Raw genomic sequence first — 22774 nt, forward strand, 5'->3', positions numbered from 1 at the left:
GGTGACCCATGAGCTACCCATCCCTGAATTTCGCCCTCGGTGAAACCATCGACATGCTGCGCGATCAGGTTCAGTCCTTCGTCGCCGATCAGATCGCCCCACGCGCCGCGCAGATCGACCACGACAACCTGTTTCCGGCCGATATGTGGCGCAAGTTCGGCGACATGGGCCTGCTGGGCATCACCGTGCCGGAAGAGTACGGCGGTGCGGGTCTGGGTTACCTGGCGCACGTGGTGGCGATGGAAGAAATCAGCCGCGGTTCGGCCTCGGTGGCGCTGTCCTACGGCGCGCATTCCAACCTTTGCGTCAACCAGATCAACCGCAACGGCAACCACGAACAAAAAAGCAAATACCTGCCCAAGTTGATCAGCGGCGAACATGTCGGCGCCCTCGCCATGAGCGAGCCGAACGCCGGTTCCGACGTGGTTTCGATGAAATTGCGCGCCGACAAGCGCGGCGACCGTTTCGTCCTCAACGGCAGCAAGACCTGGATCACCAACGGCCCTGACGCTAACACCTACGTGATCTACGCCAAGACCGACCTGGAAAAAGGGCCGCACGGTATCACTGCATTCATCGTCGAACGCGACTGGAAAGGCTTCAGCCGCAGCAACAAGTTCGACAAGCTCGGCATGCGCGGCTCCAACACTTGCGAGCTGTTTTTCGATGACGTCGAAGTGCCGGAAGAAAACATCCTCGGCGTGCTCAACGGTGGCGTGAAAGTGCTGATGAGTGGTCTCGATTACGAGCGCGTCGTGCTGTCCGGCGGCCCGACCGGGATCATGCAGTCGTGCATGGACCTGATCGTGCCGTACATCCATGACCGCAAGCAGTTCGGCCAGAGCATCGGCGAGTTCCAGCTGATCCAGGGCAAAGTCGCCGACATGTACACCCAGCTCAACGCCAGCCGCGCCTACCTGTATGCAGTGGCCCAGGCCTGCGAGCGCGGCGAAACCACGCGCAAGGACGCCGCCGGGGTGATCCTCTACACCGCCGAACGCGCGACGCAAATGGCCCTCGACGCGATCCAGATTCTCGGCGGTAACGGCTACATCAACGAATTCCCGGCCGGCCGCCTGCTGCGTGACGCCAAGCTCTACGAAATCGGCGCCGGCACCAGCGAGATCCGGCGCATGCTGATCGGCCGCGAACTGTTCAACGAAACCCGCTAAACGGAGCTGTCCATGGCTATCCTGCATACCCAGCTCAACCCCCGTTCAGCGGAGTTCGCCGCCAACAGCGCGGCAATGCTCGAACAGGTCGACGCCCTGCACACCCTGCTCGCCCACGTGGCGCAAGGTGGCGGCGCGAAAGCCCAGGAAAGGCACACCTCGCGCGGTAAATTGCTGCCACGTGAGCGGATCAATCGCCTGCTGGACCCGGGCTCGCCGTTTCTGGAAATCAGCCAGCTCGCCGCACACGCGGTGTATGGCGAAGACGTTCCCGCCGCCGGCGTGATTGCCGGGATCGGCCGGGTCGAAGGCGTCGAGTGCATGATCGTCGCCAACGACGCGACGGTGAAAGGTGGCTCGTACTACCCGCTGACCGTGAAAAAACACCTGCGCGCGCAGACCATCGCCCAGCAGAACCGCTTGCCGTGCATCTATCTGGTGGACTCGGGCGGCGCCAACCTGCCGCGTCAGGACGAGGTGTTCCCGGATCGCGAACACTTCGGCCGGATCTTCTTCAACCAGGCCAACATGAGCGCGATGGGCATTCCGCAGATCGCCGTGGTCATGGGCTCGTGCACCGCTGGCGGCGCCTATGTGCCGGCGATGGCGGACGAAGCGATCATGGTGCGCAACCAGGCAACCATCTTCCTCGCCGGCCCGCCGCTGGTGAAAGCCGCGACCGGAGAAGTGGTCAGCGCTGAAGACCTCGGCGGTGCCGATGTGCACTGCAAGATTTCCGGGGTCGCCGACCATTACGCCGAGAGCGACGAACACGCCCTCGCCCTCGCCCGCCGCAGCGTTGCCAACCTCAACTGGCGCAAGCTCGGTGAAGTGCAACAACGCACGCCGATTGCGCCGCTGTACGCCAGCGATGAGTTGTACGGTGTGGTTTCCGCCGACGCCAAACAGCCGTTCGACGTGCGCGAAGTGATTGCGCGGCTGGTCGACGGCTCGGTGTTCGATGAATTCAAGGCGCTGTTCGGCACCACGCTGGTCTGCGGTTTTGCGCACCTGCACGGCTACCCGATCGCGATCCTCGCCAACAACGGCATCCTCTTTGCCGAAGCCGCGCAAAAAGGCGCGCACTTCATCGAACTGGCCTGCCAGCGCGGCATTCCGCTGCTGTTCCTGCAGAACATCACCGGCTTCATGGTCGGGCAGAAATACGAGGCCGGCGGCATCGCCAAGCACGGCGCGAAGCTGGTGACGGCGGTGGCCTGTGCCAAGGTGCCGAAATTCACCGTGATCATCGGCGGCAGCTTCGGCGCCGGTAACTACGGCATGTGCGGGCGCGCTTACGACCCGCGTTTCCTGTGGATGTGGCCGAATGCGCGCATCGGCGTAATGGGCGCCGAGCAGGCAGCGGGCGTGCTGGTGCAGGTCAAGCGCGAGCAGGCCGAACGCAGCGGGCAGGCCTTCAGCGCCGCGCAGGAAGCCGAGATCAAGCAACCGATCCTCGACCAATACGAAGAGCAGGGTCACCCTTACTATTCCAGCGCACGACTGTGGGACGACGGCGTCATCGACCCGGCGCAGACTCGTGACGTGCTGGCTCTGGCCTTGTCCGCGTCGCTGAACGCGCCTATCGAACCGAGCCGCTTCGGCGTGTTCCGGATGTGATCGGGAGAACCCTATGAGCGACTTCAACACCCTCGAATTGCAGAGCGATCCACGGGGTTTCGCGACCCTGTGGCTGAGCCGCGAAGAAAAGAACAACGCGTTCAACGCCGAAATGATCCGCGAACTGATTCTGGCGCTGGACAAGGTGGCCAGCGATGCCAGCCTGCGTTTCCTGCTGGTGCGCGGGCGTGGCAGGCACTTCAGCGCCGGCGCCGATCTGGCGTGGATGCAGCAATCGGCCGAGCTCGATTACCACACCAACCTCGACGACGCCCGGGAACTGGCGGAGCTGATGTACAACCTCGCCAAGCTGAAAGTCCCGACCGTGGCCGTGGTGCAAGGGGCGGCGTTCGGCGGCGCGCTGGGTCTGATCAGTTGCTGCGACATGGCGATTGGCAGCGATGACGCGCAGTTCTGTCTGTCGGAAGTGCGCATCGGCCTGGCACCTGCGGTGATCAGTCCGTTCGTGGTGCAGGCCATCGGCGAACGGGCTGCGCGTCGCTACGCCCTGACGGCTGAACGTTTCGGCGGGCAGCGTGCGCGGGAAATCGGTTTGTTGTCCGAGAGCTACCCGGTCGCCGAGCTTGATCAAGCCGTCGAACAATGGATCGACAATCTGCTGCTCAACAGTCCCGCCGCAATGCGCGCCAGCAAGGATCTGCTGCGCGAAGTCGGCAACGGCGCACTGACCCCGGCGCTGCGCCGCTACACCGAAAACGCCATCGCCCGGATCCGCGTCAGCCCTGAAGGCCAGGAAGGCTTGCGCGCCTTTCTGCAAAAACGCCCGCCAAGCTGGCAAGCTGCAACCACCCCCAAGGAGCCGCGTTGATGAGCGCACCTGTTCTCACCACCCTGCTGGTGGCCAACCGTGGCGAAATCGCTTGCCGGGTCATGCGTACCGCCAAGGCGCTGGGCCTGACCACCGTCGCCGTGCACAGCGCCATCGACCGCGAAGCGCGGCACAGCCGGGAAGCGGATGTCCGCGTTGATCTCGGTGGCAGCAAAGCCGCTGACAGCTATTTGCAAATCGACAAACTGATCGCAGCAGCCAAAGCCAGCGGCGCGCAGGCGATTCATCCGGGTTATGGCTTTCTGTCGGAGAACGCTGGTTTCGCCCGTGCCATTGAACAGGCCGGGCTGATCTTCCTTGGCCCACCCGCCTCGGCCATCGACGCGATGGGCAGCAAATCGGCGGCCAAGGCGTTGATGGAAACCGCCGGCGTGCCGCTGGTTCCGGGCTATCACGGCGAGGCGCAGGATCTCGATACCTTCCGCGATGCCTGCGCACGTATTGGCTATCCGGTGCTGCTCAAGGCCACGGCCGGTGGCGGTGGCAAAGGCATGAAAGTGGTCGAGGACGTCAGCCAATTGGCCGAAGCCCTGGCCTCGGCGCAGCGTGAGGCGCAGTCGTCGTTCGGCGATTCGCGGATGCTGGTGGAGAAATACCTGCTCAAACCACGCCATGTGGAAATTCAGGTGTTCGCCGATCAGCATGGCAACTGCCTGTACCTCAACGAGCGTGATTGTTCGATTCAGCGCCGGCACCAGAAAGTCGTCGAAGAAGCCCCGGCCCCGGGCCTGACCCCGGAGCTGCGTCGCGCCATGGGCGAAGCGGCGGTGCGTTCGGCGCAGGCGATTGGTTACGTCGGCGCGGGGACCGTGGAGTTCCTGTTGGATGCGCGCGGCGAATTCTTCTTCATGGAGATGAACACGCGCTTGCAGGTCGAACACCCGGTCACCGAAGCGATCACCGGACTCGATCTGGTGGCGTGGCAGATTCGTGTGGCGCGCGGCGAAGCGTTGCCGATCACCCAGGATCAGGTGCCGCTCAATGGCCATGCGATTGAAGTGCGCCTGTATGCCGAAGACCCGTCGAATGATTTCCTGCCCGCCACCGGCCGCCTGGATTTGTATCGTGAATCGGCTGCGGGACCAGGGCGTCGGGTGGATAGCGGTGTTGAGCAAGGCGATGAAATTTCGCCGTTCTACGACCCGATGCTCGGCAAGCTGATCGCCTGGGGCGAGGATCGCGAGCAGGCGCGGCTGCGGCTGTTGAGCATGCTCGATGAATTCGCGATTGGCGGTTTGAAGACCAACATCAACTTTCTGCGGCGGATCATTGCGCATCCGGCGTTTGCCGCTGCGGAATTGGATACCGGGTTTATTCCGCGTTATCAGGAAACGCTGCTGCCGGCGCCGGATGTGCTGAGCGATGAATTCTGGCGGACCGCAGCACAGGCTTTTGCACAGGGTTTGCCGAGCGCTGTTCGGGAAGATGATCCGGGGTCGCCGTGGGCCTTGAACCGAGGTTTGCGTGCGGGCCTGCCGGCAGAAGTCACTTTGCATTTGAGCTGCGAGGGCCAGGACCGGGCGCTGACGCTGAATAGCTCAGGCAACGCCACACTGTCCGGTGAAGCACTGGTGGTCGAGCACGATGGCGTACGCCGTGTCCTGCGGGCAATTCGCCAGGACGATTCGCTGTACCTGCAATGGGACGGCGAGTTGCGGCGCATTCAGACCTACGACCCGATCAGCGCCGTCGACGCCAGCCACAGCCATCAGGGCGGTCTGACTGCGCCCATGAACGGCAGCATCGTGCGGGTGTTGGTGGAGGCCGGGCAATCGGTCGAGGCCGGCGCGCAACTGGTGGTGCTGGAGGCGATGAAGATGGAGCACAGCATTCGCGCGCCACATGCGGGAGTGATCAAAGCGCTGTATTGCCAGGAAGGCGAAATGGTCAGCGAAGGCAGCGCTTTGGTTGAACTGGAAGCCGTGTAGCCAGAGGATCGATCCTGCGCCGAGCGAGGATCGATCTGACTAGAAACGCGCTGTGGCCTGAACCACTACACCGATGATTCGACACTCATCGGTGAACAAGGCTTTGGGCCAGGTCGGATTGAGCGGTACCAGATAACGCTGGCCGCCCTCTTCGTCCAGCTTGCGAAAGATCGCTTCATCGCAGCCTTGCCACTGGGCGATCACCAGTTTGCCTGGCAGCGCTTCCACCTCCGGGTCAACCAGAATCAGCATGCCCTCGGCAATGCTCTGGCCGGTCGGTGCGGTCATGGAATCCCCCGCCACCGTCAGCCAGAACGCCGCACCACGGGCGTGGTAATCCGTCAGTTCGAAGCGCTGCTTGTCTTGCGTCGGAGCATAGGTTGTGGCTGCACTCTCGCGGATTTCGCACGAGGTGGACCAGTCACTGACCGGGTAGCGGAAGTACGGGTTGTACTTCTGTGCCAATGGCATTTCGTCATCCGCCGCTTCCTGCGGTTCACGGATCACCAGCACCACTTCGAGGAAGTCCATGCCCAGCGCCTGCAACACGCGGTTCATTTGGGTGATGCCCGGTTCGCGGCGTTTGTTCAGCCAATGGCCGATGCCGCCCTGGGACATGCCGACGCGCTCTCCGAGCTCTGTTTGAGTGATTTTGAGTTCACTCATCTTGGCCTTGACCAACTCAATCCATTTATCCATGTGCGGCACCTTACTTGCCCCGCCTTCGGCCGGCAAAACACATATTGTAGTATTTAAATTCTGGTCACAACTACGCATCGTACTATCCTGAAAGCACGGACTTCCAATCGAACAAGGAGTGACCCTTCACCATGAATATCAGCAGCAAAGACTTGCCCGATCTGCAAATGGACACCACGTTTACCTCCCCTCAAGGCAACGCGGCAGCGCAGCGAGCGCTGGACTATTACTTGAAACCAGCTGTGTCAGAACCCGAGGTCGATGAGCGTTTTTTTGATGTGAAACGCCATCTCAGCGGCGAGGAGGCGCTGGTGCATGCGTCGGATCTGTTGCGTTGCGCAGCGGCCACCGCCTTCAAGGCAGCCGAAAACCTGCAGGGCGCAAGCCGTGACCTGGCCTTTTCGGTGGTGCATATGGTGGATATGGCGCGAGCGATGGTCGACCATTCGATTGATGGCGAGCAGCTCTGACGAACACGGGAAGTGAGCGGACAGGAAAGAATTTTCCAATCGCGCAGATAAAAACGTTTGACTTGCAAATGATAATGATTATTATTGCAAGCAGCTGGTCGCGAGATCAGTCGATGGACCAGAGACCTTAGGTCGGTCTTCTGGACTATCTCCTCATCAGGCTAATCACGGTTTTTGACCCGGCTTTTTGCCGGGTCTTTTTTTGCCCGTTTTTCGGGCTTATGGCTTCAGGCTAATGAAGTCTGTGGGTACTGCAAATTCGATGGCGCGGATAATATCAAAAGAATATCGCTTGGCAAGCTTGGCCCGGCCAGATTGGGGCAAACCAATGATAATTAGCACTTGAGAATCAATCGCACAGTCTCTAAGCTGCTTGCGCGTCACGGAAGACGCCCCCCTACCGCAAGCCGCAATTTCCCTCGGTTTCACCTCAGCCTTGCGTGTAAAGTAGCCGCCATAAAAATCATATTCAGGAATCGATTATGACCGTGGCCAAATCTTCGTTCGACATCAGCGCCAACTTCGACAGCGGCAACATCCAAGTCATCGACATCTCCAATCCGCTCAACCCGGTTCTGGCCATCCGCCCGGATACCCGCAGCGCGCATTTTCAATGGTTCCACTTCAAAGCCAGCGGCCTGCATGTTCATCAAGAGCACTGGTTTCGCCTGGTCAACGCCAGCCAATCCTCCTACAACAAGGCCTGGACCGGCTATCAGGCTGTCGCTTCCTACGACCACGTCAACTGGTTCCGCATTCCCACCAGTTTCGAAGGTGACAGCCTGCGCTTTTGCCTTGAAGCCGAACAAACCCACGCCTGGTTCGCCTACTTCGAACCCTACAGCCGCGGTCGTCATGACTGGTTGATCGAGCAGGCGCTGACCAAGGCCGGCACCGAACTGCTGGCCACCGGCAAGAGCGTCGAAGGGCGTGACATTCAGTTACTGCGCAAGGGCAGCGGTGCCGAGAGCCAGCGCAAAATCTGGATCATCGCGCAACAGCACCCGGGCGAGCACATGGCCGAATGGTTCATGGAAGGCGTGATCGAGCGCCTGGAACGCCACGACGATCCGGTGCTGAACAGACTGCTGGCCAGCGCCGATTTGTATCTGGTGCCGAACATGAACCCGGACGGCGCCTTCCACGGTCACCTGCGCACCAACGCCATGGGCCAGGATTTGAACCGCGCCTGGCAGAGCGCCAGTCAGGACGTCAGCCCCGAGGTACTTTTCGTACAACAGCAGATGGAAAAGTATGGCGTCGATCTGTTCCTGGACGTACACGGTGACGAGGAAATCCCCCACGTGTTCACCGCCGGTTGTGAAGGCAACCCGGGTTACACACCGCGCATCGAGAAGCTCGAAGAGCATTTCCGCACGCACCTCAAGCACACCACCAAGGACTTCCAGACCAAGTTCGGCTACACCCGCGACGAACCGGGCCAGGCCAACATGACGCTGGCCTGCAACGCGGTCGGTCAGACATACGACTGCCTGTCGCTGACCCTGGAAATGCCGTTCAAGGATCACGACGATCATCCGAACAAAGAAACGGGCTGGTCGGGCAAACGCTCGAAACAGTTGGGCAAAGACGTGCTGACCACCGTCGCCGACATGGTCGACACCCTGCGCTGATTCCTCCCCCGCTCCACCCGAAGATCGCAGCATTGTCTGCGATCTTTTTTTTGCGCGATCAAATGCCATGACCGACAAGGTTGCAAATTAAAACCAGAATGCTTACTTTGATTTTGGTTTTAATTTGAAACCCAAAAAGGAATCAGGGCATGCAACCTCAACCGCTCAAAAGCAGCGTGGTGCTGCTGTTCGCCATTGCCTGCGGTCTGGCCGTGGGCAACGTGTATTACGCGCAGCCGCTACTGGACGCCATGGCCGACGCATTCGCCATGTCACCGGCAAGCATCGGTATCGTCATGACCTTGACGCAGATCGGTTACGGCATCGGTCTGGTATTGCTGGTGCCCCTCGGCGATCTGCTCAACCGACGCCGACTGATCGTCACCCAGACCCTGCTCTCGGCAGTCGCCCTGCTGATGATTGCGCTGGCACCCAACAGTCTGTGGTTGCTGCTCGGCATGACGTTGACCGGTTTGCTCGCCGTGGTGACGCAAGTGCTGGTGGCCTACGCCGCGACATTGGCCATCCCGGCGCAACGCGGTCGCGTGGTCGGCGTGGTCACCAGCGGCATCGTCGTCGGTATTCTGCTCGCCCGTACCGTGGCCGGTGCCATGGCCGATCTGGCCGGCTGGCGGGCGATTTATCTGTTGTCGGCGGGGCTGACGCTGCTGATGGCCTTTCTACTGTTACGCGTCCTGCCCAAGCATGAGTCCGCGCGACCGTCCAGCGCTTACGGGGCGCTGATCGTCTCGGTGTTCCGCCTGTTCAAACAAGAGCCGGTGCTGCGACAACGGGCAATCCTCGCCCTGCTGACCTTCGCCAGCGCCATGGTCCTGTGGACGCCGATGGTACTGCCGCTGGCCGCCCCGCCGCTGTCGTTGTCCCACAGCGAAATCGGCCTGTTCGGACTGGCCGGCGCCGCCGGGGCACTGGCTGCAGCACGCGCCGGACATCTCGCCGATCGCGGTCTGGGCCAATGGGTCAGTGGTGTGTCGCTGCTGCTGATGCTCGCCTCGTGGCTGCCAATCGCCCTCACCCAGTCCTCGTTATGGGCGCTGTTGCTGGGGGTGATCACTCTGGATCTGGGCTTGCAGGCCTTACACGTCACCAGCCAGAGCATGATCTACAGCGTGCGCCCCGAAGCGCAAAGCCGCCTCACGGCTGGCTACATGCTGTTCTACTCGATTGGCAGCGCCGTGGGCTCAATCCTTTCCACGGCGACATACGCGTGGGCCGGCTGGAGCGGTGTGTGCCTGCTCGGCGCCGCCATCAATGCGCTGGCGCTGGGTTACTGGTGGCTGACCCTGAAAAGTGGCGCGCCACATCGGTGCGCCACACAGGCCGGTTAATCGCGCTGGCGACCGCGCAACATGCTGTCGAGCACCTCGTCGCGGCGCACCCAACCGTGGAACAGCGCCGCCGCCAGGTGTAACAGCACGGTCAAGAACAACAGGTACGCCAGATAACCGTGCGCCTTGCGCAACAGGGCAAACACCTGCGCATCGGCCGGCAGGATCGACGGCAACTGCAAGGTATTGCTGAGCATCACCGGCTCCCCCGACGCACTGATCATCGCCCAACCGAGCACCGGTAGCACCAGCATCAACGCGTACAACAACACATGCGACGCCTTGGCCGCCATCACCTGCCAGCCCGGCAGATCCGCTGGCAGCGGTGGCTGTCGGGTGGAAAAACGTACCAACAGGCGCACGACCACCAACAGCAGAATCGCAATCCCCAGCGGTTTATGCAGGTGAATCAGCCATTCATGCCGCTGTGAAACCGAAGTGACCATGCCGGCGCCAATGAACAACATGGCAATGATCATGACCGCCATCAGCCAGTGCAGCAGCCGCGCCAACAGCGCGAAATGAGTCGGTTGCGTGCTCATGGGCGAGCCTCCTGTTTGGCGGCGGGCAATTGGCTGACTTCACTGGTACGCCGCAGGTAGGAATCGGCGTAACCGGCGGAACGCGCAGCGAGCAACGGGTCGTCGGAGCCTTCGATACCGGCGGGCAGCACCAGCGGATCGTAATTGATGTCACGGCATTCACCGCTGAGCTGCGGCTGGGTCTTCTCCAGTATCAGCGTGCCGGCGTTGATCACCTTGCGGCCGTCGGGCCAGGTTTTGCTTGCATCGTTCACCGGGTCACCGGGGTTGGCCAAGGTGATGTTCAACTGCCAGCGCAACGGCCCTTCGGCCAGTCGCTGCACCAAATCCTTTTCCAGAAAATCCGCGCCCTCCGGCGCTGTTGCTCCGGCGGCATCGCGCGCCAGTGGCGTGACGCTCCAGCGCACCGCCTGCTTCTGCCCACTGGCGCTGACCAGATAGAACGCATTGACGCTGTTGTAGGTTTCGGTGGCATAGCTGGCCGAGGGTTTGGCGGTCTTCACCCACGTCAGGAACGGCACGGCTTCAGGGTGCGCGGCGAAGAATGCCGGCACCTTCGACGGGTCCGGTTTGCCCGTGACCGGATCCGGCGACTGCGCCTGCTGCAATTGATAGAACGCCTCAGGCGTGCCGACCGGGAACACCGGCATGCTGTTCATCCCGGTGCGCCATTGCTGACCGTTGGCCTGACTGAAACGCAGCGCCAGACTGCGGATCGGCACGCTGCTGTCCGGGGCGTAGGGATTGCCCGCCGGCAATGCGAAGCGCCCGACCACCGGAGTCCGCGCCTCGTTGAACACCTGCGCGGTAGAAAACGCCCGCGCCTCGCCGCTGCTCTCAAAATGCCCGATCACGCACACGCCTTTGGCGTGGTTGCGACGGAACCCGGGATGCACGCCGTTGTTTTTCTCTAGCACATCGACCAGCGCCTTGGGCGTCAGACGTTGTGGGTCAAGGTTACCGTGCACGTAGGCAAACGCCCCGGCGACAGCCGCGACAACTATCGCGATGCCGCCAAGACGCAGCACCAGGCTTGCGCCACTCAAGGGCGGACGCTGCGGCCCGCCCGGGGGTGAGGTGCGATCAACCATGAAAGACTCCAGGGCCATCGGCCATAGGGAAAGGTGCTATGAGACGTTCGTCTCGCAGGGTTATTCCCTTTGAACTGTAGTTTCTTTCATCTGATCGCGAGCGACGTATTCAAACCACTAGCGGTCCAGCTCAAATAGAGGCGCACGCTTCTCCAGAAATGCCCGCATGCCTTCCCGTTGCCCCGGCGTCGCGAACAAGCCATGGAAGGAACGGCGCTCGAACACAATGCCCTCGCGCAAGCCCGATTCATCAACGCGGTCTACGGCCTCCCGTGCCGCACGCACCGCCGTGCGCGGAAAACCACTGATCTGTTGCGCGACGGCCAATGCTTGCGGCAACACCTCGGCGGAATCGGTCACCCGCGATACCAGACCGGCCTGCTCGGCTTGCGCGGCGCAAAGCGAGCGTCCGGTCAGAATCATGTCCATGGCTTTGGCACGACCAATCAAGCGGGTCAAACGCTGGGTGCCGCCCATTCCAGGCATGACCCCGAGCCTGATTTCCGGCAACCCGAACTGCGCGGTGTCCGCCGCAATGATCACATCACACATCATGGCAAGCTCGCAGCCACCGCCGAATGCGTAGCCGCTCACCGCTGCGACTTTCGGTGTGCGTAGCCGCGAAAAGGCCTCCCAATCGGCGAAATAGTCTTCGCGGATCATGTCAGCACAACTCTTGTCGTACATTTCACGAATATCCGCGCCCGCAGCGAAGTAGTCCTTCGTCCCGGCGATGACGAAACAGCCCACCTGCGGATCGCTGTCCAGCGACTGCAACGTAGCCAGCAACTCTTGCATCAGTGACGTGCTCAGCGCATTTCGGGCTTGGGGGCGGTTCAGTCGAATCAGGGCAACCCGCCCATGTCGTTCAATCAACAGGTTCATGACAATCTCTTCAAACAAGGGAAAATTTCAGTAAGTCACAGGCGCGGTCGTCAGGAGTCCCAGAGGGCGCCGTAGGCCGCAATGCCTCGCGCCTCCATTTCCTCGACAACACGTTCAGTCAGTGTTTGATTGGAAATGCAGATCACCGCCTCGGCACCGGTTGCCTGGACGGCCGCGTAGGCCAACGCCACCAGATCCGGCTTACCCGATAGGTCGGTATCCCAGATATGCGCACCGGGTTGAGCCCGAAGAATTTCGTCCACCAGTTCATCGCCATAGGTCTTGCGCGGGCTGCGGGTTGACCAGATCAGGTGGATCGGCACTTGTTGTGCCAGCAGGTGCGGCAACACCGGACCGATGCCACTGCCGGTCGCGACATACACCACCGACTTGAACAGCGTTTCAATGTGGGCAACACCTGCGGTAGTGATGCCCTTGACCCAGACATGAGTCGATGGCTGATCAATCAAGCGCCCCGTCCAATCGCCCGCGCGGGAAATGATCAAGCGAAAACCAGGCTGGCCCGGCGCAGGAATATTGGCAAATGAATGCCATTCCCACAGCGGATTGAGGCTGATGGCCGTGGACGATCCGGCAAACGGCGTCAGATGCTCGAACCCTGCAATCAGCACATGCGACGACGGCTTTACCTGTGTCACCGGCACCCTGCGCAGGCGCAGCCACGGCAGGACGATGCTGAACGTCAGTAATAGCAGCATCCAGAACGAGGTCGAGTCGCCAAGCATCTGCAGCAGGCTCGCCTTCGGGTTCTGATCACGGGCGGCGATCAGTGTCATCACCCAAAACAGCCCGAGTGCCGTCCAGCCGCCAAAACGATGGGTTCGTTCAAACGCGTTATGGAACGTCGAGCGAATGCGCGGCAGTGCCATGATCGCCATCAACAACAGCACGCCGAGCAGGCTGCCACTGACAGCCAACAGCGTCATCGAGACGGTACCCGGCCCCGCGAATCGATCCTGGAGCATCACCGCCAACAACAGCGCAAACCAGACGATCGCGGCAACCGCACCACCGCTGTGCAGACCACCAAAATGATAAACCTTGGCCAGCGAGCGCCGAATTGCCAGCGGCCAGCTAGTGGGGACGCGGGTTGCGAGCCAGAACAGCAGATTGATCAGGTACTGCTGGCGAACCAGAATCGCCAATGACAGATTCGCCGTGACCCAGCCAGACAGCGTCGGCAATGCGAGACTGTCGCCTGTCCACCATTGCCCAGCGGTCAGACCATGGCCCAACGCTGCGACATTGACGATCAGCACCAGCGCAAACAAACGGTTGTAGTGGGAAAACACCGGCAGCGAGCCCAACCGCCGCCAAAGTGCCCGCCGGGGGGGCAAGACCAGGCCCGCATCCAGCCGACTCATTGCCCCGTCTCCTGAGCGTTGCTCTGCTGCCGTTGATGCGCCATGGCCCATTCGAGTAACAGACGCTTGTCGACTTTGCCTCGGGAAGTGAGCGGAATGCTGTCCACCGCCAGAATGAGAGTCGGCACGCAGTAATAGGCCAAGCGCTGTTCGCAGCAATGGCGGGCAGCGACGATGTCCGTGGTGCGCGGATAGACAAACGCCACCAGGTTGCGATTGTCGAGTTTCAACGTAACCGCCCGCTCGCAGCTCGGGGATGCCTCAAGCGCAGTGGAAACCGAGTCAAGTTCCACACGGAAACCGCGAATCTTGACCTGGTCATCGACCCGTCCCAGGTGCTCCAACTCACCGTCCTGCGTCCAGCGGCCCAGGTCTCGGGTGCGGAACATCATGCGGCCCTCACCGAGAAAGGGGTCAGCGCGATAGCGTTCAGCGGTCAATTGCGGATTGCCCAGATAACCTGCCGTCACACAATCCCCGCCCGCCCACATTTCGCCCGGCTCACCGGGCGCGCATAACTGCCCTGCCTCATCCAGCACATACACGGTGTTGTTCGGCGTCGGCTTGCCAATGGTCAAGGCGCCTGGTTGCCGGTAGCGCTGCATGGTGTTGACGATGGTGGTTTCGGTCGGCCCGCAGGCGTTATAGAACTGGCAAAACGATGCCCAGCGATCTGCCAGGGGTTGCGGACAGGGCTCACCCGCCAGCGCCACCACCCTCACGCGGGTGCAACGTTCCGGCTCCAGCGTGGCAAGAATCGACGGCGTGGCGATCAGCACATCACACTGCTCGGCTGTCGCGGCGATGTTCTTGCCGCGAATCAGCAACGTTGCGCCATGGGCCAGACACCCGAAAATCTCCCAAGCCGCCATGTCGAAGGCAATGTTGAGGATTTGTCCGACCTTACATCCCGGCTGCATACCGAGATTGCCCGGGGCGGTCAGCAGAATATTGCAGACATTACGTTGCGTGACACGTACGCCATTGGGTACGCCAGTCGTGCCCGAGGTGAACAGCACGAAGCACAGCGAATCGGCCGAAATCTGTTGACCGGCGGGGTTGCGCTCATCAGCTTGCGATGACGGCGTCTTGATAAAGGTATCGAGGTGTATGCAGTGCTGCAGTGCCGTCAGCGGGATTGCGCACGCCAGCTCCGAGAGCGTCAGTACGATGCGCGTGCGAGCGACCTTCATGATGTGCTGCAACTGGTGCGTCGGTGTGATCCCCACATGCTGAGGAATGTAGGCAGCGCCGATTTTCAGTGTTGCCAGCATCCCCACCAGCATAGGAATCGAGCGCTCGACAAACAGCGCGACATGATCGCCAGCGGCCACCCCTTGCTCAAGCAGATGCCTAGCGAGGCGATTGGCCTGCCGGTTCAATTCGCCATAGGTGATTGTCTCGCCCCGACAGTGAGCCGCGATGCCCTCGGGCATGCGCACCGCTTGCGCCTCAATGGCGTGGTGAATCAGAGAAAATGCCGGTGTGGCTTTCGGGCCACACCCAAAACGTTGCCATGAACTATCAATTCCCGCACGGGATTGCGGCTGGTTGGAAATTGCGAAAGCTTGCATAAAAAAGGTCCCCCTTGATCTCATCGGGCGACAAAGCGCATTCGGCGAGGTTGCCTGCCTGCGCATGTCGAACCCGTTGAGCCGGGACATGCAACATTATTACGCTGACTACAAAACGCGACGAACTTTCCTACTCAGTTAAGAAAAAAAACTTTCACGCAGATTCATGGAATAACCTGCATCAAGCGGCGTCTTGCTAATCAATACCGCCGTTTCTACCCCAGGCATGCCCCTTTCCATGAACACACTCGACGAACACCTGCGTGAGTTGATTCCCCGTCTGAGGCGCTTCGCCCTGTCTCTGACGCACAATGGCGCCAGCGCCGACGATCTGGTGCAGGCCAGCCTTGAACGGGCCTTGTCCGGCTGGAGCGGCAAACGCGCCGAGGGTGACGTGCGTGCATGGCTGTTCGCAATCCTCTATCGGCAGTTTCTCGACGCCCATCGGCGCTCCCGTCGTTATGCGCGGATGCTCGAATTCTTCACCGGTCGCGATGACGCCGAGCCCTCGACCGAGCGCACGGTGATCGCCCAATCGACCCTGCAAGCCTTCGATCGCCTGCCTGCTGAACAGCGAGCCCTGCTGTTGATGGTTTCGGTGGAAGGCTTGAGCTACAAGGAAGTCGCGCAAATCCTTAACGTCCCCAGCGGCACGGTGATGTCGCGTCTGTCCCGCGCTCGTCAGGCCTTGCGCCAGCTCAGCGACGGCGAAATCAGCAGCCCTTCCTTGCGGATACTCAAATGATCAGCATGCCCCCCAGCGAACGCGACCTGCACGCGTACGTCGACCACCAACTCAGCGAGGCCGATCGGCGCGTCCTCGACGCCTGGCTGGCCAATCATCCGGACACCGCCGCACAGGTTCGCGCCTGGCAGCAGGATGCCCAACAATTGCGCGCTGCGCTGGGCGGTGCGTTGCAGCAACCGGCGAATCCGCAGTTGGATCCCGCGCAGATTCGCCAGCGTCTCAAGCGTCAATCACGGCGTCATCTGGCCAGCGCGGCAGTGTTGCTGATCGCGGTCGGCCTCGGTGGTTTCAGTGGCTGGCAGGCGCGGGAAATGACCCTCGCGCGCGCCTCTGTGCTGCCAATGACCGATGCCTTGCAGGCCTATCGACTGATTGCACAGCAGGGAATATTGCCGGCGGACTATAAAGTCGACAGTGACGGCGACATGCAGCATTGGCTCGACCGGTATTTCACTCAGGCCAGTCGTCTGCCGGATCTGAAATCCGCCGGCTTCGAACCGGTCAGCGGCCGTCTGCTCAGCACCGACGAAGGTCCGGCGGCGATGGTGATGTATGAGGATCGCAGCGGTCACAAGGTCAGTTTCTACGTGCGGCCACCGGGGCCGAAAAACACCTTTCTGCCACGCGGCAGCCGCAGCGACGGCGATCTGCAGGCCGATTACTGGTCCGGCGGCGGGTACAACTATGCGATGGTCAGCCCAACAGACTCGCCGGCGGCGCAACAACTGAGACAATCAATACAATTCTGAAAGCCCCACTGTAGGAGCTGCGGCACGCTGCGATCTTTTGACCTTGATGTTAAAAATCAAAAGATCGCAGCGTGCCGCAGCTCCTACAGGGGACTGTGTTGGGTCAGAAACCCACGTCCAGCACCACATTGTCCAGGTAAGTCCCCGCCGGCGGCGTGGTCTGGTCGGTGTAGATTTTCGCGTTGTAATTGAAGATCTGGCTCCCGGTGCCCAGACCATTTCCTGGATTGACCTCGGCGTCAGTGCTCGACCGGCGCGCACTGCCGACACTGCCCCAACGAGTAGTCCCGGCGCTTTTGAAGATGTCGTAGGCCAGATAATTGCTCCCGGAAATCATCCGCCGCCGACCGCCGACACTGACCGGGTTCTGCCCGTCGCTCAAACCGACGGTGTAGGCGCTGCCCTTGGTGCAGGCCAGATTGATCGTTTGCCCGGTCACCGGAGTAAAGGCGCTGATCACCGGCGCGCTGCCAAAGGCAATGTTTGGCGCGGTAATCGTGCAGTCGTTGGACACGGTCAGGTTCACTGTCAACGTCGCCGTACCGCTGTTGATGTCGCGCCCCAGGCAAATACTGCCGGCACCGATCCCGGAGCAGTAATTCCAGTTCCAGAAAATACTCAGGGTTTCCGTGTAGACCCCGGCGGCAACGTTGCTGCCAATGGTCGTGCTCAGGTACAGCGGCACGGTTTTCGGGGTGGTGCCGTTGAGCAGCCCCAAGGCGTCGATGATGCCATTGCGGGCGAAGTCGAAGGCGGTGCCACGGGTCACCGGGTAGCTGGTGCTGTTGTTGGCGTAGATCGTGTAGCCGATGACATCGCCGGTCGGCCCGAGCAAGCCGCTCTGGGTCGAGGTGATGGTGGCGTAAAAGTGATCATTGCTGGTCAGCAGGGTCAGCAAAGAACCCGTACAACTCAACCCGGCGTTGAGCGTGGAACTGGGCTGCGTCGTGGTGCGCACGGCAATCGAACTGATCGAACCGAACGCCGCCGCAGTGGTACTGACCACCGAACACAAGGCCTGTGCCGCCCCAGGCAGCAGCAGCGCCAGACATAAGCAAATCCGCGCCACGCTCATTGACACACCAACGGGCCGATCAGCGGCACCTGGCTTTGTTGCATATCCACATTGAACTGCGACTTGCAGGTCTTGCCGTCCGCCAGCGTCACCAACAACGAGTTCTGTGCCTGCAGGTTTTCCAGGTAGACCAGGCCATCCCAGCCAACCACCGTGCGCGCCCCGCTTTGCTCGTGCAACACGCCCGCGCCCAACGGCAGTTCACGTTGCTGCGCGTCCACCAGCACGATACTCGCAGCGATCACCCGACTCAGTGGAAACTCCAGCAAATAACCGCTGCCCCGGCGCACGGCGATGCGCTGCTCGACGTTGGGGCTGCGCACGTTGGCCGGCAGGTTCAGCGGATCGATTTCATATTTGCCGCGGTAATAGGCGCTGCTCCAAGGCACCAGCAGATGGCCGTTCTTGTCGGTTTGACCGACCTGCTGGTTTTCGTAGCGCACTGGAATGTCGGCAAAGCCATCGGTACTGACCACCACAAATGCATCGTCGATACGATTGGCCGCGAACACCTGGCGATCCATCCACACCAGCGAGCCACTGGCATCAGCCCAACGGGTTTCGGCGTCTGAAGTGCCGTAGACCCCGGCCTGCAATTGCACCGATTGCAGACGCCAGGTCAGGTCGGCCTGACGATAATCGGGGCCATCACCCTCGGCGTAACCCAGATTGAAACCGACCCCGCCCTCGGTCGGCACCGAACGACTGTAATTGACCCGCTGCTGACTCTGCCCGGTCTTGCTGCGCTCGCTGCTGATCGCCAGACTGCCGCGCAGATCGAACGGAATCACCAGTTGCGCCTGCACCGCCCAGTTGCTGTCGCCAATCTCGCGGTTGGCCGAAAGGTAGAAACTGCTGTTGCGCCACAACGGCTTGCTCCAGCTCAGGTTGAGCAGGCGCGTGCGCGAATCGTCCGCCGCGCGCACGTCGAAATAGCCGGCACCGAGGCTGCCCCAACGGTCGAGGTTGACACTCAGGGTCGCCTGCTCGCTGCGCCGGCTGAGGCTGATGTAAGGCGTGTCGATCACACTCAGGTCGGCGTATTGGTCGCGGCGTTGCAAGCGTTGCCAGGAAAAACTGTAGCGCTGGCTGCTGTACTGATAACCGAGGCTGAACTGGTTGCCCCCCTCGCCTTCGAAACGGCTCTGACTGATGGCGCTGTTGAGCACGCCGAAATTGCCCAGACGCAGGTTGCCGCCGATGCCGCCGAGGGTCAGCGAATCCGCCGCTTCGGCATGGCTTTCCAGAGTAAAGCTGTCACTGACGCCGTAGCGCAGGCTGCCGGAGGTGACTCCGGTGCCGTAGCTGAAGTCCTTCAAACCATAATCGCGGCGCAACGTACCGGCAGCCACGGAAAAATCGCTCAGGCCTTTTTGCAGCAAACTGCTGGTGACATAGAACGGCACCGTCGTCGACACTTGCCGCCCCAGCGCATCGGTGGTCACCACCACCGCCTCCCCGGCGCCGTTGATGAACGGAATGTTGGTCAGGGTATACGGCCCCGGTTGCAGGTCGGTGCTGCTGGACTTGTAGCCATTGATAAACAGATCTACCGAGGACGGCACCGCCGCTTCCCCGGCGAACTGCGGCAACGGATAGGTCACCAGATCCGGACGCACGGCAAAATCCCGCGAGAACTGCACGCCGCCCAGACGCACCGAGTTGCTCCAGGGCAAGGCGCCGCTGATCACGTCGCCGCCTTCGTAGGTGAGCATTCGCTCGTCATCCGAGTAACGCCAGGTGGTGTCGTAGCGCAGGTAGCCGTTGTCCAGCGTACTGAGTGAATAGCCGGACAAGGTGCGCCGGTACTGCCCGGTGTTGGACAGGGTGCCCCAGCCGTCGAACAGCCGCAGCTCGTTCCAGGCCGCCAGATAGGTGCCGGCGTCGTCGGTGTCGTTGAGGTACAGGTCATAATTGAACAGCGCACCGAAGCTGCTCAGCGCCGGCGTGCGCGGATAGTTCTCGCGATTGCCGATGAACTGGTCCGGCAGCCACTGCGGCGGAACATCCAGCAGCAGGCGCTGACCGACACTGTCGTACTCGCTGTGCAGTCCCGGCAGGCCGTCAAGATCGACTTCGTCAGCACTACCGTCAGGCAGTTTCATCCCGGTTTCGCGTAATGCGCTGGCCGGCAGAAACAGATGCCCGTCACGCTGCTGTACCGCCACCACCCGCCCGGTGTTCATCTGATTGACCACCAACTCCAGAAACAACTGTGCATCACTGACGGCCTCCATGCCGCTGGGAGGCGGCGGCAATTCGCCGGCCCCGGTGGGTTGCACGACCATCAGGCACCACGCGCCAGTCATCAGCCACAACGGACGCTGAATACGACGAGCCCATCCTGAGCTCATACACGCTTTACGTCCGTCAATGGACTCGATCCTCCTGATGCCACCGCCCTCAATGACAGGTTGCTACTCATTGTGGTGAGGGGATTTATCCCCGATGGGGCGCGCAGCGTCCCTCACTTTTACCCATGCGTCTGAGTGGCGTATATCGACAACTGCTACACAGTTGGACGGAGGCAAAACCCTCTCGCCAAAGAATCACTTAACCAGGACTGCTCAGCCCGGCCATTACTTCGCTGGCGCAATGCTCTGCACCTGCGCCCCGCCATTGACCCGCACCTGCAGCGCCGACTCGCTCGCCAAGGGGCCCGGTGCCGGCCAGCGCATCACCGCCCCCGGCAGCACGTAACCCAACAGGCCCTCGGCCAACGGCTTGCTTTGCCCGCCTTGTTTGATCGCCACGTCAGTCAGCCGCGCATGCACCGCGCCCTGATTGCGCACTTCGACATACGGCCGGCCATCCACCGCCACCGTGCGCCAGCTCAATTGCGGCAGCCCCACGCCTTTGGGATCGCGCGGCCGCGTGCTGTCCTCTTTGCTCCACAGCCCCGCGCCGTAGGCAAACAACGGCACTGAATAACGCATCTGGAAGCGAATCGCCGCCGCCGTTTTGCCGCCCTCGGCAGCCGGTGGCTGAGCGCCAGGGATTTCGTCGATGATGATCCGGTAAGCCAGTTCCTGTCCCGGCGGCACATCCTTGGTTCGGGTCAGGCGCACCAGTTGTTTCTGGCCCGGTTCGATCTTCGCCACCGGCGGGCTCCCGATCACGTCACGCTGGTTCTGGTATTGCTCTTCAAAGCCGCTCTGGCTCCAGCCGAACACTCGGATCTGCAGGTTGGCGGTTTCCGTGCCGCGGTTCTCCAGCCACAACGCACTGGCCTGTTGATCGGCCTCCAGCACCGGATCGATCGGCCAGATCAGCACCGAACTGGCGGCCTGCGCATTGCCAGCCCCAAGCATCATCAGCGCCAGCATCACGCGCTGCGCAACCGAATGCCGTGAAGTCACTGCCCCCATGAACCTGCTCCTTGTCGGCCATTCAAACGTCGCCTCACCACGACAGTTGCACCTGCAACACGTCGCTGTACGTCCCCCCAGGCTGATTGCCCGGCAACTGCACCTGCCCATAAATCGGCAGGCTGATGTTGTTCGCATCGCTGTAAGCCACCGCCACGCTCTGACTGATGCCCAGACTCTGGCTGTAAGCCGCATCGCGAAACAGCGCGTACGCCACCCGCGCACTGCCGCTGTTGAGCTGCATATGCCGACCACTGCTGTTGTACTGGCCGCCATCGACGCTCATGTTCAGCGTCACGCCCGGTGTGCATTGCAACTGCACGCCACCGGTCAGCGCCACTTGCACCGTGCCGGTACCCAGAGCCGAACTGGTACCGAAATTCAGCCCACCGTAATTCGAGACACCGCCCACCACCAGGCACCCCGGGGTGATGGTGGCGCTGACCTGAAAGCTCTGGCTGGTGGCGGCCCCCAGCGGCAGCGGCACACTGCCCGCACAGAGCAGGAGCAGCGCGGCACAGCCCTGACGGCGCATGGCATCAGAACGTCAGTTCGACAGCGACGGTGTCGGTGTACGTGCCCGCCGGCAAACCGGCCTTACCCACCGCCTGACCGTAGATGTTCACCGTCTGTGCCACGCCGGTGCTGGTCGCCAGATTGATCGTGCCGTCAATCGGCAGCAGCTGCGAATGCCCGGCATCGGTGTAGAAATCGTAAGGCACGTAGTTGGCGACACCGTCGTACAACGCACGTGCACCGCCCGGCGATTGACCGTCGTGGGCGCCGGCGCGCACCTTGACCACCGGCGTGGTACCGCTCGAGCAAAGAATCGACAGCGCCCCGCCACCACCGCCCAACACTTGCCCGCTGGCGGTGGTAAACAGGCTGTTGGCAGTGCCGAAGTTCAGCGCACCGAAGTTCAGCCCGGTGGAGCCACCGGCGCCATTGACCTGACAACTGCTGATCAGGGTCAGGCTGGCGGTGATCTGGCCGGTGACCGTGGTGGCGGCGTGGGCACTGGAAACCAGCGTCAGGCCGAGCAACGACAAACCTATCCTTGATGCAAACGTGCGCATGGTGTCCGTCCTCTACGGGTTACCAGTCGAGCGTCACCGTCAGCGTGTCGGTATAGACACCTGCCGGTACCGCGCGGGTATTCGCCACCACCGTGCCAAAGACCGGAATCGGTATCTGCGCACCGCTGGTGACAGCGAAATTGTGTTGTTGGCCGATGCTGTAGCGTTGGCTGCCGGAGGCATCCAGGAACAGTTGATAAGGCAGGGTCTGGCGTCCGTTGCTCAGGCGGCGGGTGGTGCCGTCGCCGTGAGTGCCGCCGTCGATGGTGACCGTGAAACCGGTGACCGAGGGATTGCAGGCCACATTCAGCTTGCCGCTGCTGTCGCCGTCGAGACTGGCCTTGATGGGCGAAGTCCAGGTCGGCCCCTGCTGACCGAAATCAAGGGTGCCCAGATTGCTCACCGGGATCGCCGGGGTGGCGCTGTTGGTGACTTCGCACCCGGCGATCAGGATCAGTCGCGCGTTGATCTGCCCGCTGATCGCCGCCTGTGCGTCGTCAGCGAGCAACAGCAGCGTACCCGTGGCGATGACCATCCAGTGCTTGCTTGTCATTGCGTC

At 61.6% G+C, this 22774-nt stretch carries 21 protein-coding genes; 9 read left to right on the forward strand and 12 right to left on the reverse strand.

Features of this window, described 5'->3' with window-relative positions; genetic code table 11:
* Positions 1–8 precede the first annotated feature (8 nt).
* From KVQ82_RS19185 to KVQ82_RS19200, 4 genes are read left to right on the forward strand one after another with little or no spacing between them, the layout of a single operon-like run.
* A complete protein-coding gene (locus KVQ82_RS19185) occupies positions 9–1172 on the forward strand; it encodes an isovaleryl-CoA dehydrogenase (protein WP_041068789.1) in 1164 nt (387 codons plus the stop codon).
* A 12-nt stretch (positions 1173–1184) separates the two neighbouring features.
* Complete coding sequence (locus KVQ82_RS19190; RefSeq protein WP_041068786.1) at positions 1185–2792, forward strand: carboxyl transferase domain-containing protein; 1608 nt, start codon at positions 1185–1187, stop codon at positions 2790–2792.
* Between the two features lie 13 nt (positions 2793–2805).
* Positions 2806–3621, forward strand: a complete 816-nt coding sequence (locus KVQ82_RS19195) for a gamma-carboxygeranoyl-CoA hydratase (RefSeq protein ID WP_222015224.1) — start codon at positions 2806–2808, stop codon at positions 3619–3621.
* Positions 3621–5570 carry an acetyl/propionyl/methylcrotonyl-CoA carboxylase subunit alpha gene (locus KVQ82_RS19200; protein WP_222015226.1) on the forward strand — a complete coding sequence of 650 codons (1950 nt, stop codon included), beginning with the start codon at positions 3621–3623 and terminating at the stop codon, positions 5568–5570. The genes KVQ82_RS19195 and KVQ82_RS19200 overlap by 1 nt, the downstream gene beginning before the upstream one ends.
* A gap of 39 nt (positions 5571–5609) precedes the next feature.
* Here the strand turns inward: KVQ82_RS19200 and KVQ82_RS19205 are convergent, their stop codons facing one another.
* Entirely contained in the window at positions 5610–6269 is a 660-nt protein-coding gene (locus KVQ82_RS19205) for a LexA family transcriptional regulator (RefSeq protein ID WP_086794635.1), read from the reverse strand.
* A gap of 131 nt (positions 6270–6400) precedes the next feature.
* Between KVQ82_RS19205 and KVQ82_RS19210 the strand changes: the two genes are divergently transcribed.
* The 3 genes from KVQ82_RS19210 (at position 6401) to KVQ82_RS19220 (ending at position 9722) form a co-directional block, all read left to right on the forward strand.
* On the forward strand, positions 6401–6739 hold the full coding sequence (locus KVQ82_RS19210) for a DUF3077 domain-containing protein (RefSeq protein WP_003223691.1): 339 nt from the start codon (positions 6401–6403) through the stop codon (positions 6737–6739).
* Positions 6740–7221: 482 nt separating this feature from the next.
* Positions 7222–8373 carry a M14-type cytosolic carboxypeptidase gene (locus tag KVQ82_RS19215; protein WP_222015228.1) on the forward strand — a complete coding sequence of 384 codons (1152 nt, stop codon included), beginning with the start codon at positions 7222–7224 and terminating at the stop codon, positions 8371–8373.
* Between the two features lie 149 nt (positions 8374–8522).
* Positions 8523–9722, forward strand: coding sequence for an MFS transporter (locus KVQ82_RS19220; protein ID WP_222015230.1), 1200 nt, complete (start codon positions 8523–8525; stop codon positions 9720–9722).
* Here KVQ82_RS19220 and KVQ82_RS19225 read toward each other — a convergent pair.
* The 5 genes from KVQ82_RS19225 to KVQ82_RS19245 form a co-directional block, all read right to left on the reverse strand.
* A complete protein-coding gene (locus tag KVQ82_RS19225; RefSeq protein WP_222015232.1) occupies positions 9719–10264 on the reverse strand; it encodes a cytochrome b in 546 nt (181 codons plus the stop codon). The two genes, KVQ82_RS19220 and KVQ82_RS19225, sit on opposite strands and share 4 nt — an antisense overlap.
* On the reverse strand, positions 10261–11355 hold the full coding sequence (locus KVQ82_RS19230; RefSeq protein ID WP_222015233.1) for a catalase family peroxidase: 1095 nt from the start codon (positions 11353–11355) through the stop codon (positions 10261–10263). Before KVQ82_RS19230 ends, KVQ82_RS19225 begins: the two co-directional genes overlap by 4 nt.
* Before the next feature lie 117 nt (positions 11356–11472).
* Entirely contained in the window at positions 11473–12240 is a 768-nt protein-coding gene (locus tag KVQ82_RS19235; protein ID WP_222015234.1) for an enoyl-CoA hydratase-related protein, read from the reverse strand.
* Between the two features lie 50 nt (positions 12241–12290).
* Entirely contained in the window at positions 12291–13625 is a 1335-nt protein-coding gene (locus KVQ82_RS19240; protein ID WP_222015235.1) for a hypothetical protein, read from the reverse strand.
* Positions 13622–15199, reverse strand: coding sequence for an amino acid adenylation domain-containing protein (locus KVQ82_RS19245; RefSeq protein WP_222015236.1), 1578 nt, complete (start codon positions 15197–15199; stop codon positions 13622–13624). The genes KVQ82_RS19240 and KVQ82_RS19245 overlap by 4 nt, the downstream gene beginning before the upstream one ends.
* A gap of 238 nt (positions 15200–15437) precedes the next feature.
* On the opposite strand from KVQ82_RS19245, the gene KVQ82_RS19250 reads away from it, so the two are divergent.
* Positions 15438–15944 carry an RNA polymerase sigma factor gene (locus KVQ82_RS19250; protein WP_222015237.1) on the forward strand — a complete coding sequence of 169 codons (507 nt, stop codon included), beginning with the start codon at positions 15438–15440 and terminating at the stop codon, positions 15942–15944.
* Positions 15941–16696, forward strand: coding sequence for an anti-sigma factor (locus KVQ82_RS19255; RefSeq protein WP_222015238.1), 756 nt, complete (start codon positions 15941–15943; stop codon positions 16694–16696). Before KVQ82_RS19250 ends, KVQ82_RS19255 begins: the two co-directional genes overlap by 4 nt.
* A 103-nt stretch (positions 16697–16799) precedes the next feature.
* Here KVQ82_RS19255 and KVQ82_RS19260 read toward each other — a convergent pair whose 3' ends face one another.
* The 6 genes from KVQ82_RS19260 to KVQ82_RS19285 all read right to left on the reverse strand — a co-directional run bounded on the left by KVQ82_RS19260 (position 16800) and on the right by KVQ82_RS19285 (position 22768).
* Positions 16800–17771, reverse strand: a complete 972-nt coding sequence (locus tag KVQ82_RS19260) for a spore coat U domain-containing protein (RefSeq protein WP_222015239.1) — start codon at positions 17769–17771, stop codon at positions 16800–16802.
* Positions 17768–20125 carry a fimbria/pilus outer membrane usher protein gene (locus tag KVQ82_RS19265; RefSeq protein WP_222015240.1) on the reverse strand — a complete coding sequence of 786 codons (2358 nt, stop codon included), beginning with the start codon at positions 20123–20125 and terminating at the stop codon, positions 17768–17770. Before KVQ82_RS19265 ends, KVQ82_RS19260 begins: the two co-directional genes overlap by 4 nt.
* Before the next feature lie 225 nt (positions 20126–20350).
* Entirely contained in the window at positions 20351–21139 is a 789-nt protein-coding gene (locus KVQ82_RS19270; RefSeq protein WP_222015241.1) for a molecular chaperone, read from the reverse strand.
* A gap of 34 nt (positions 21140–21173) precedes the next feature.
* A complete protein-coding gene (locus KVQ82_RS19275) occupies positions 21174–21674 on the reverse strand; it encodes a spore coat U domain-containing protein (protein WP_041068749.1) in 501 nt (166 codons plus the stop codon).
* Between the two features lie 4 nt (positions 21675–21678).
* Positions 21679–22215 (reverse strand): spore coat U domain-containing protein, encoded by a 537-nt coding sequence (locus KVQ82_RS19280; protein ID WP_007961145.1) that lies wholly within the window; start codon positions 22213–22215, stop codon positions 21679–21681.
* A 19-nt stretch (positions 22216–22234) separates the two neighbouring features.
* The gene (locus KVQ82_RS19285) at positions 22235–22768 is read right to left on the reverse strand and encodes a spore coat U domain-containing protein (RefSeq protein WP_222015242.1); all 534 of its coding nucleotides are present in this window, start codon (positions 22766–22768) and stop codon (positions 22235–22237) included.
* Positions 22769–22774 lie beyond the last annotated feature (6 nt).

Origin of the sequence: Pseudomonas sp. AO-1 (assembly GCF_019775695.1) — a bacterium.
Lineage (GTDB): Bacteria > Pseudomonadota > Gammaproteobacteria > Pseudomonadales > Pseudomonadaceae > Aquipseudomonas > Aquipseudomonas parakoreensis.

Coding starts and splice junctions, on each gene's coding strand:
- KVQ82_RS19190 (WP_041068786.1), top strand. CDS start 1,185: ATGGCTATCCTGCATACCCAGCTCAACCCCCGTTCAGCGGAGTTCGCC.
- KVQ82_RS19185 (WP_041068789.1), top strand. CDS start 9: ATGAGCTACCCATCCCTGAATTTCGCCCTCGGTGAAACCATCGACATG.
- KVQ82_RS19280 (WP_007961145.1), bottom strand. CDS start 22,215: ATGCGCACGTTTGCATCAAGGATAGGTTTGTCGTTGCTCGGCCTGACG.
- KVQ82_RS19270 (WP_222015241.1), bottom strand. CDS start 21,139: ATGGGGGCAGTGACTTCACGGCATTCGGTTGCGCAGCGCGTGATGCTG.
- KVQ82_RS19240 (WP_222015235.1), bottom strand. CDS start 13,625: ATGAGTCGGCTGGATGCGGGCCTGGTCTTGCCCCCCCGGCGGGCACTT.
- KVQ82_RS19260 (WP_222015239.1), bottom strand. CDS start 17,771: ATGAGCGTGGCGCGGATTTGCTTATGTCTGGCGCTGCTGCTGCCTGGG.
- KVQ82_RS19265 (WP_222015240.1), bottom strand. CDS start 20,125: ATGAGCTCAGGATGGGCTCGTCGTATTCAGCGTCCGTTGTGGCTGATG.
- KVQ82_RS19210 (WP_003223691.1), top strand. CDS start 6,401: ATGAATATCAGCAGCAAAGACTTGCCCGATCTGCAAATGGACACCACG.
- KVQ82_RS19285 (WP_222015242.1), bottom strand. CDS start 22,768: ATGACAAGCAAGCACTGGATGGTCATCGCCACGGGTACGCTGCTGTTG.
- KVQ82_RS19220 (WP_222015230.1), top strand. CDS start 8,523: ATGCAACCTCAACCGCTCAAAAGCAGCGTGGTGCTGCTGTTCGCCATT.
- KVQ82_RS19230 (WP_222015233.1), bottom strand. CDS start 11,355: ATGGTTGATCGCACCTCACCCCCGGGCGGGCCGCAGCGTCCGCCCTTG.
- KVQ82_RS19245 (WP_222015236.1), bottom strand. CDS start 15,199: ATGCAAGCTTTCGCAATTTCCAACCAGCCGCAATCCCGTGCGGGAATT.
- KVQ82_RS19195 (WP_222015224.1), top strand. CDS start 2,806: ATGAGCGACTTCAACACCCTCGAATTGCAGAGCGATCCACGGGGTTTC.
- KVQ82_RS19275 (WP_041068749.1), bottom strand. CDS start 21,674: ATGCGCCGTCAGGGCTGTGCCGCGCTGCTCCTGCTCTGTGCGGGCAGT.
- KVQ82_RS19250 (WP_222015237.1), top strand. CDS start 15,438: ATGAACACACTCGACGAACACCTGCGTGAGTTGATTCCCCGTCTGAGG.
- KVQ82_RS19235 (WP_222015234.1), bottom strand. CDS start 12,240: ATGAACCTGTTGATTGAACGACATGGGCGGGTTGCCCTGATTCGACTG.
- KVQ82_RS19200 (WP_222015226.1), top strand. CDS start 3,621: ATGAGCGCACCTGTTCTCACCACCCTGCTGGTGGCCAACCGTGGCGAA.
- KVQ82_RS19255 (WP_222015238.1), top strand. CDS start 15,941: ATGATCAGCATGCCCCCCAGCGAACGCGACCTGCACGCGTACGTCGAC.
- KVQ82_RS19205 (WP_086794635.1), bottom strand. CDS start 6,269: ATGGATAAATGGATTGAGTTGGTCAAGGCCAAGATGAGTGAACTCAAA.
- KVQ82_RS19225 (WP_222015232.1), bottom strand. CDS start 10,264: ATGAGCACGCAACCGACTCATTTCGCGCTGTTGGCGCGGCTGCTGCAC.
- KVQ82_RS19215 (WP_222015228.1), top strand. CDS start 7,222: ATGACCGTGGCCAAATCTTCGTTCGACATCAGCGCCAACTTCGACAGC.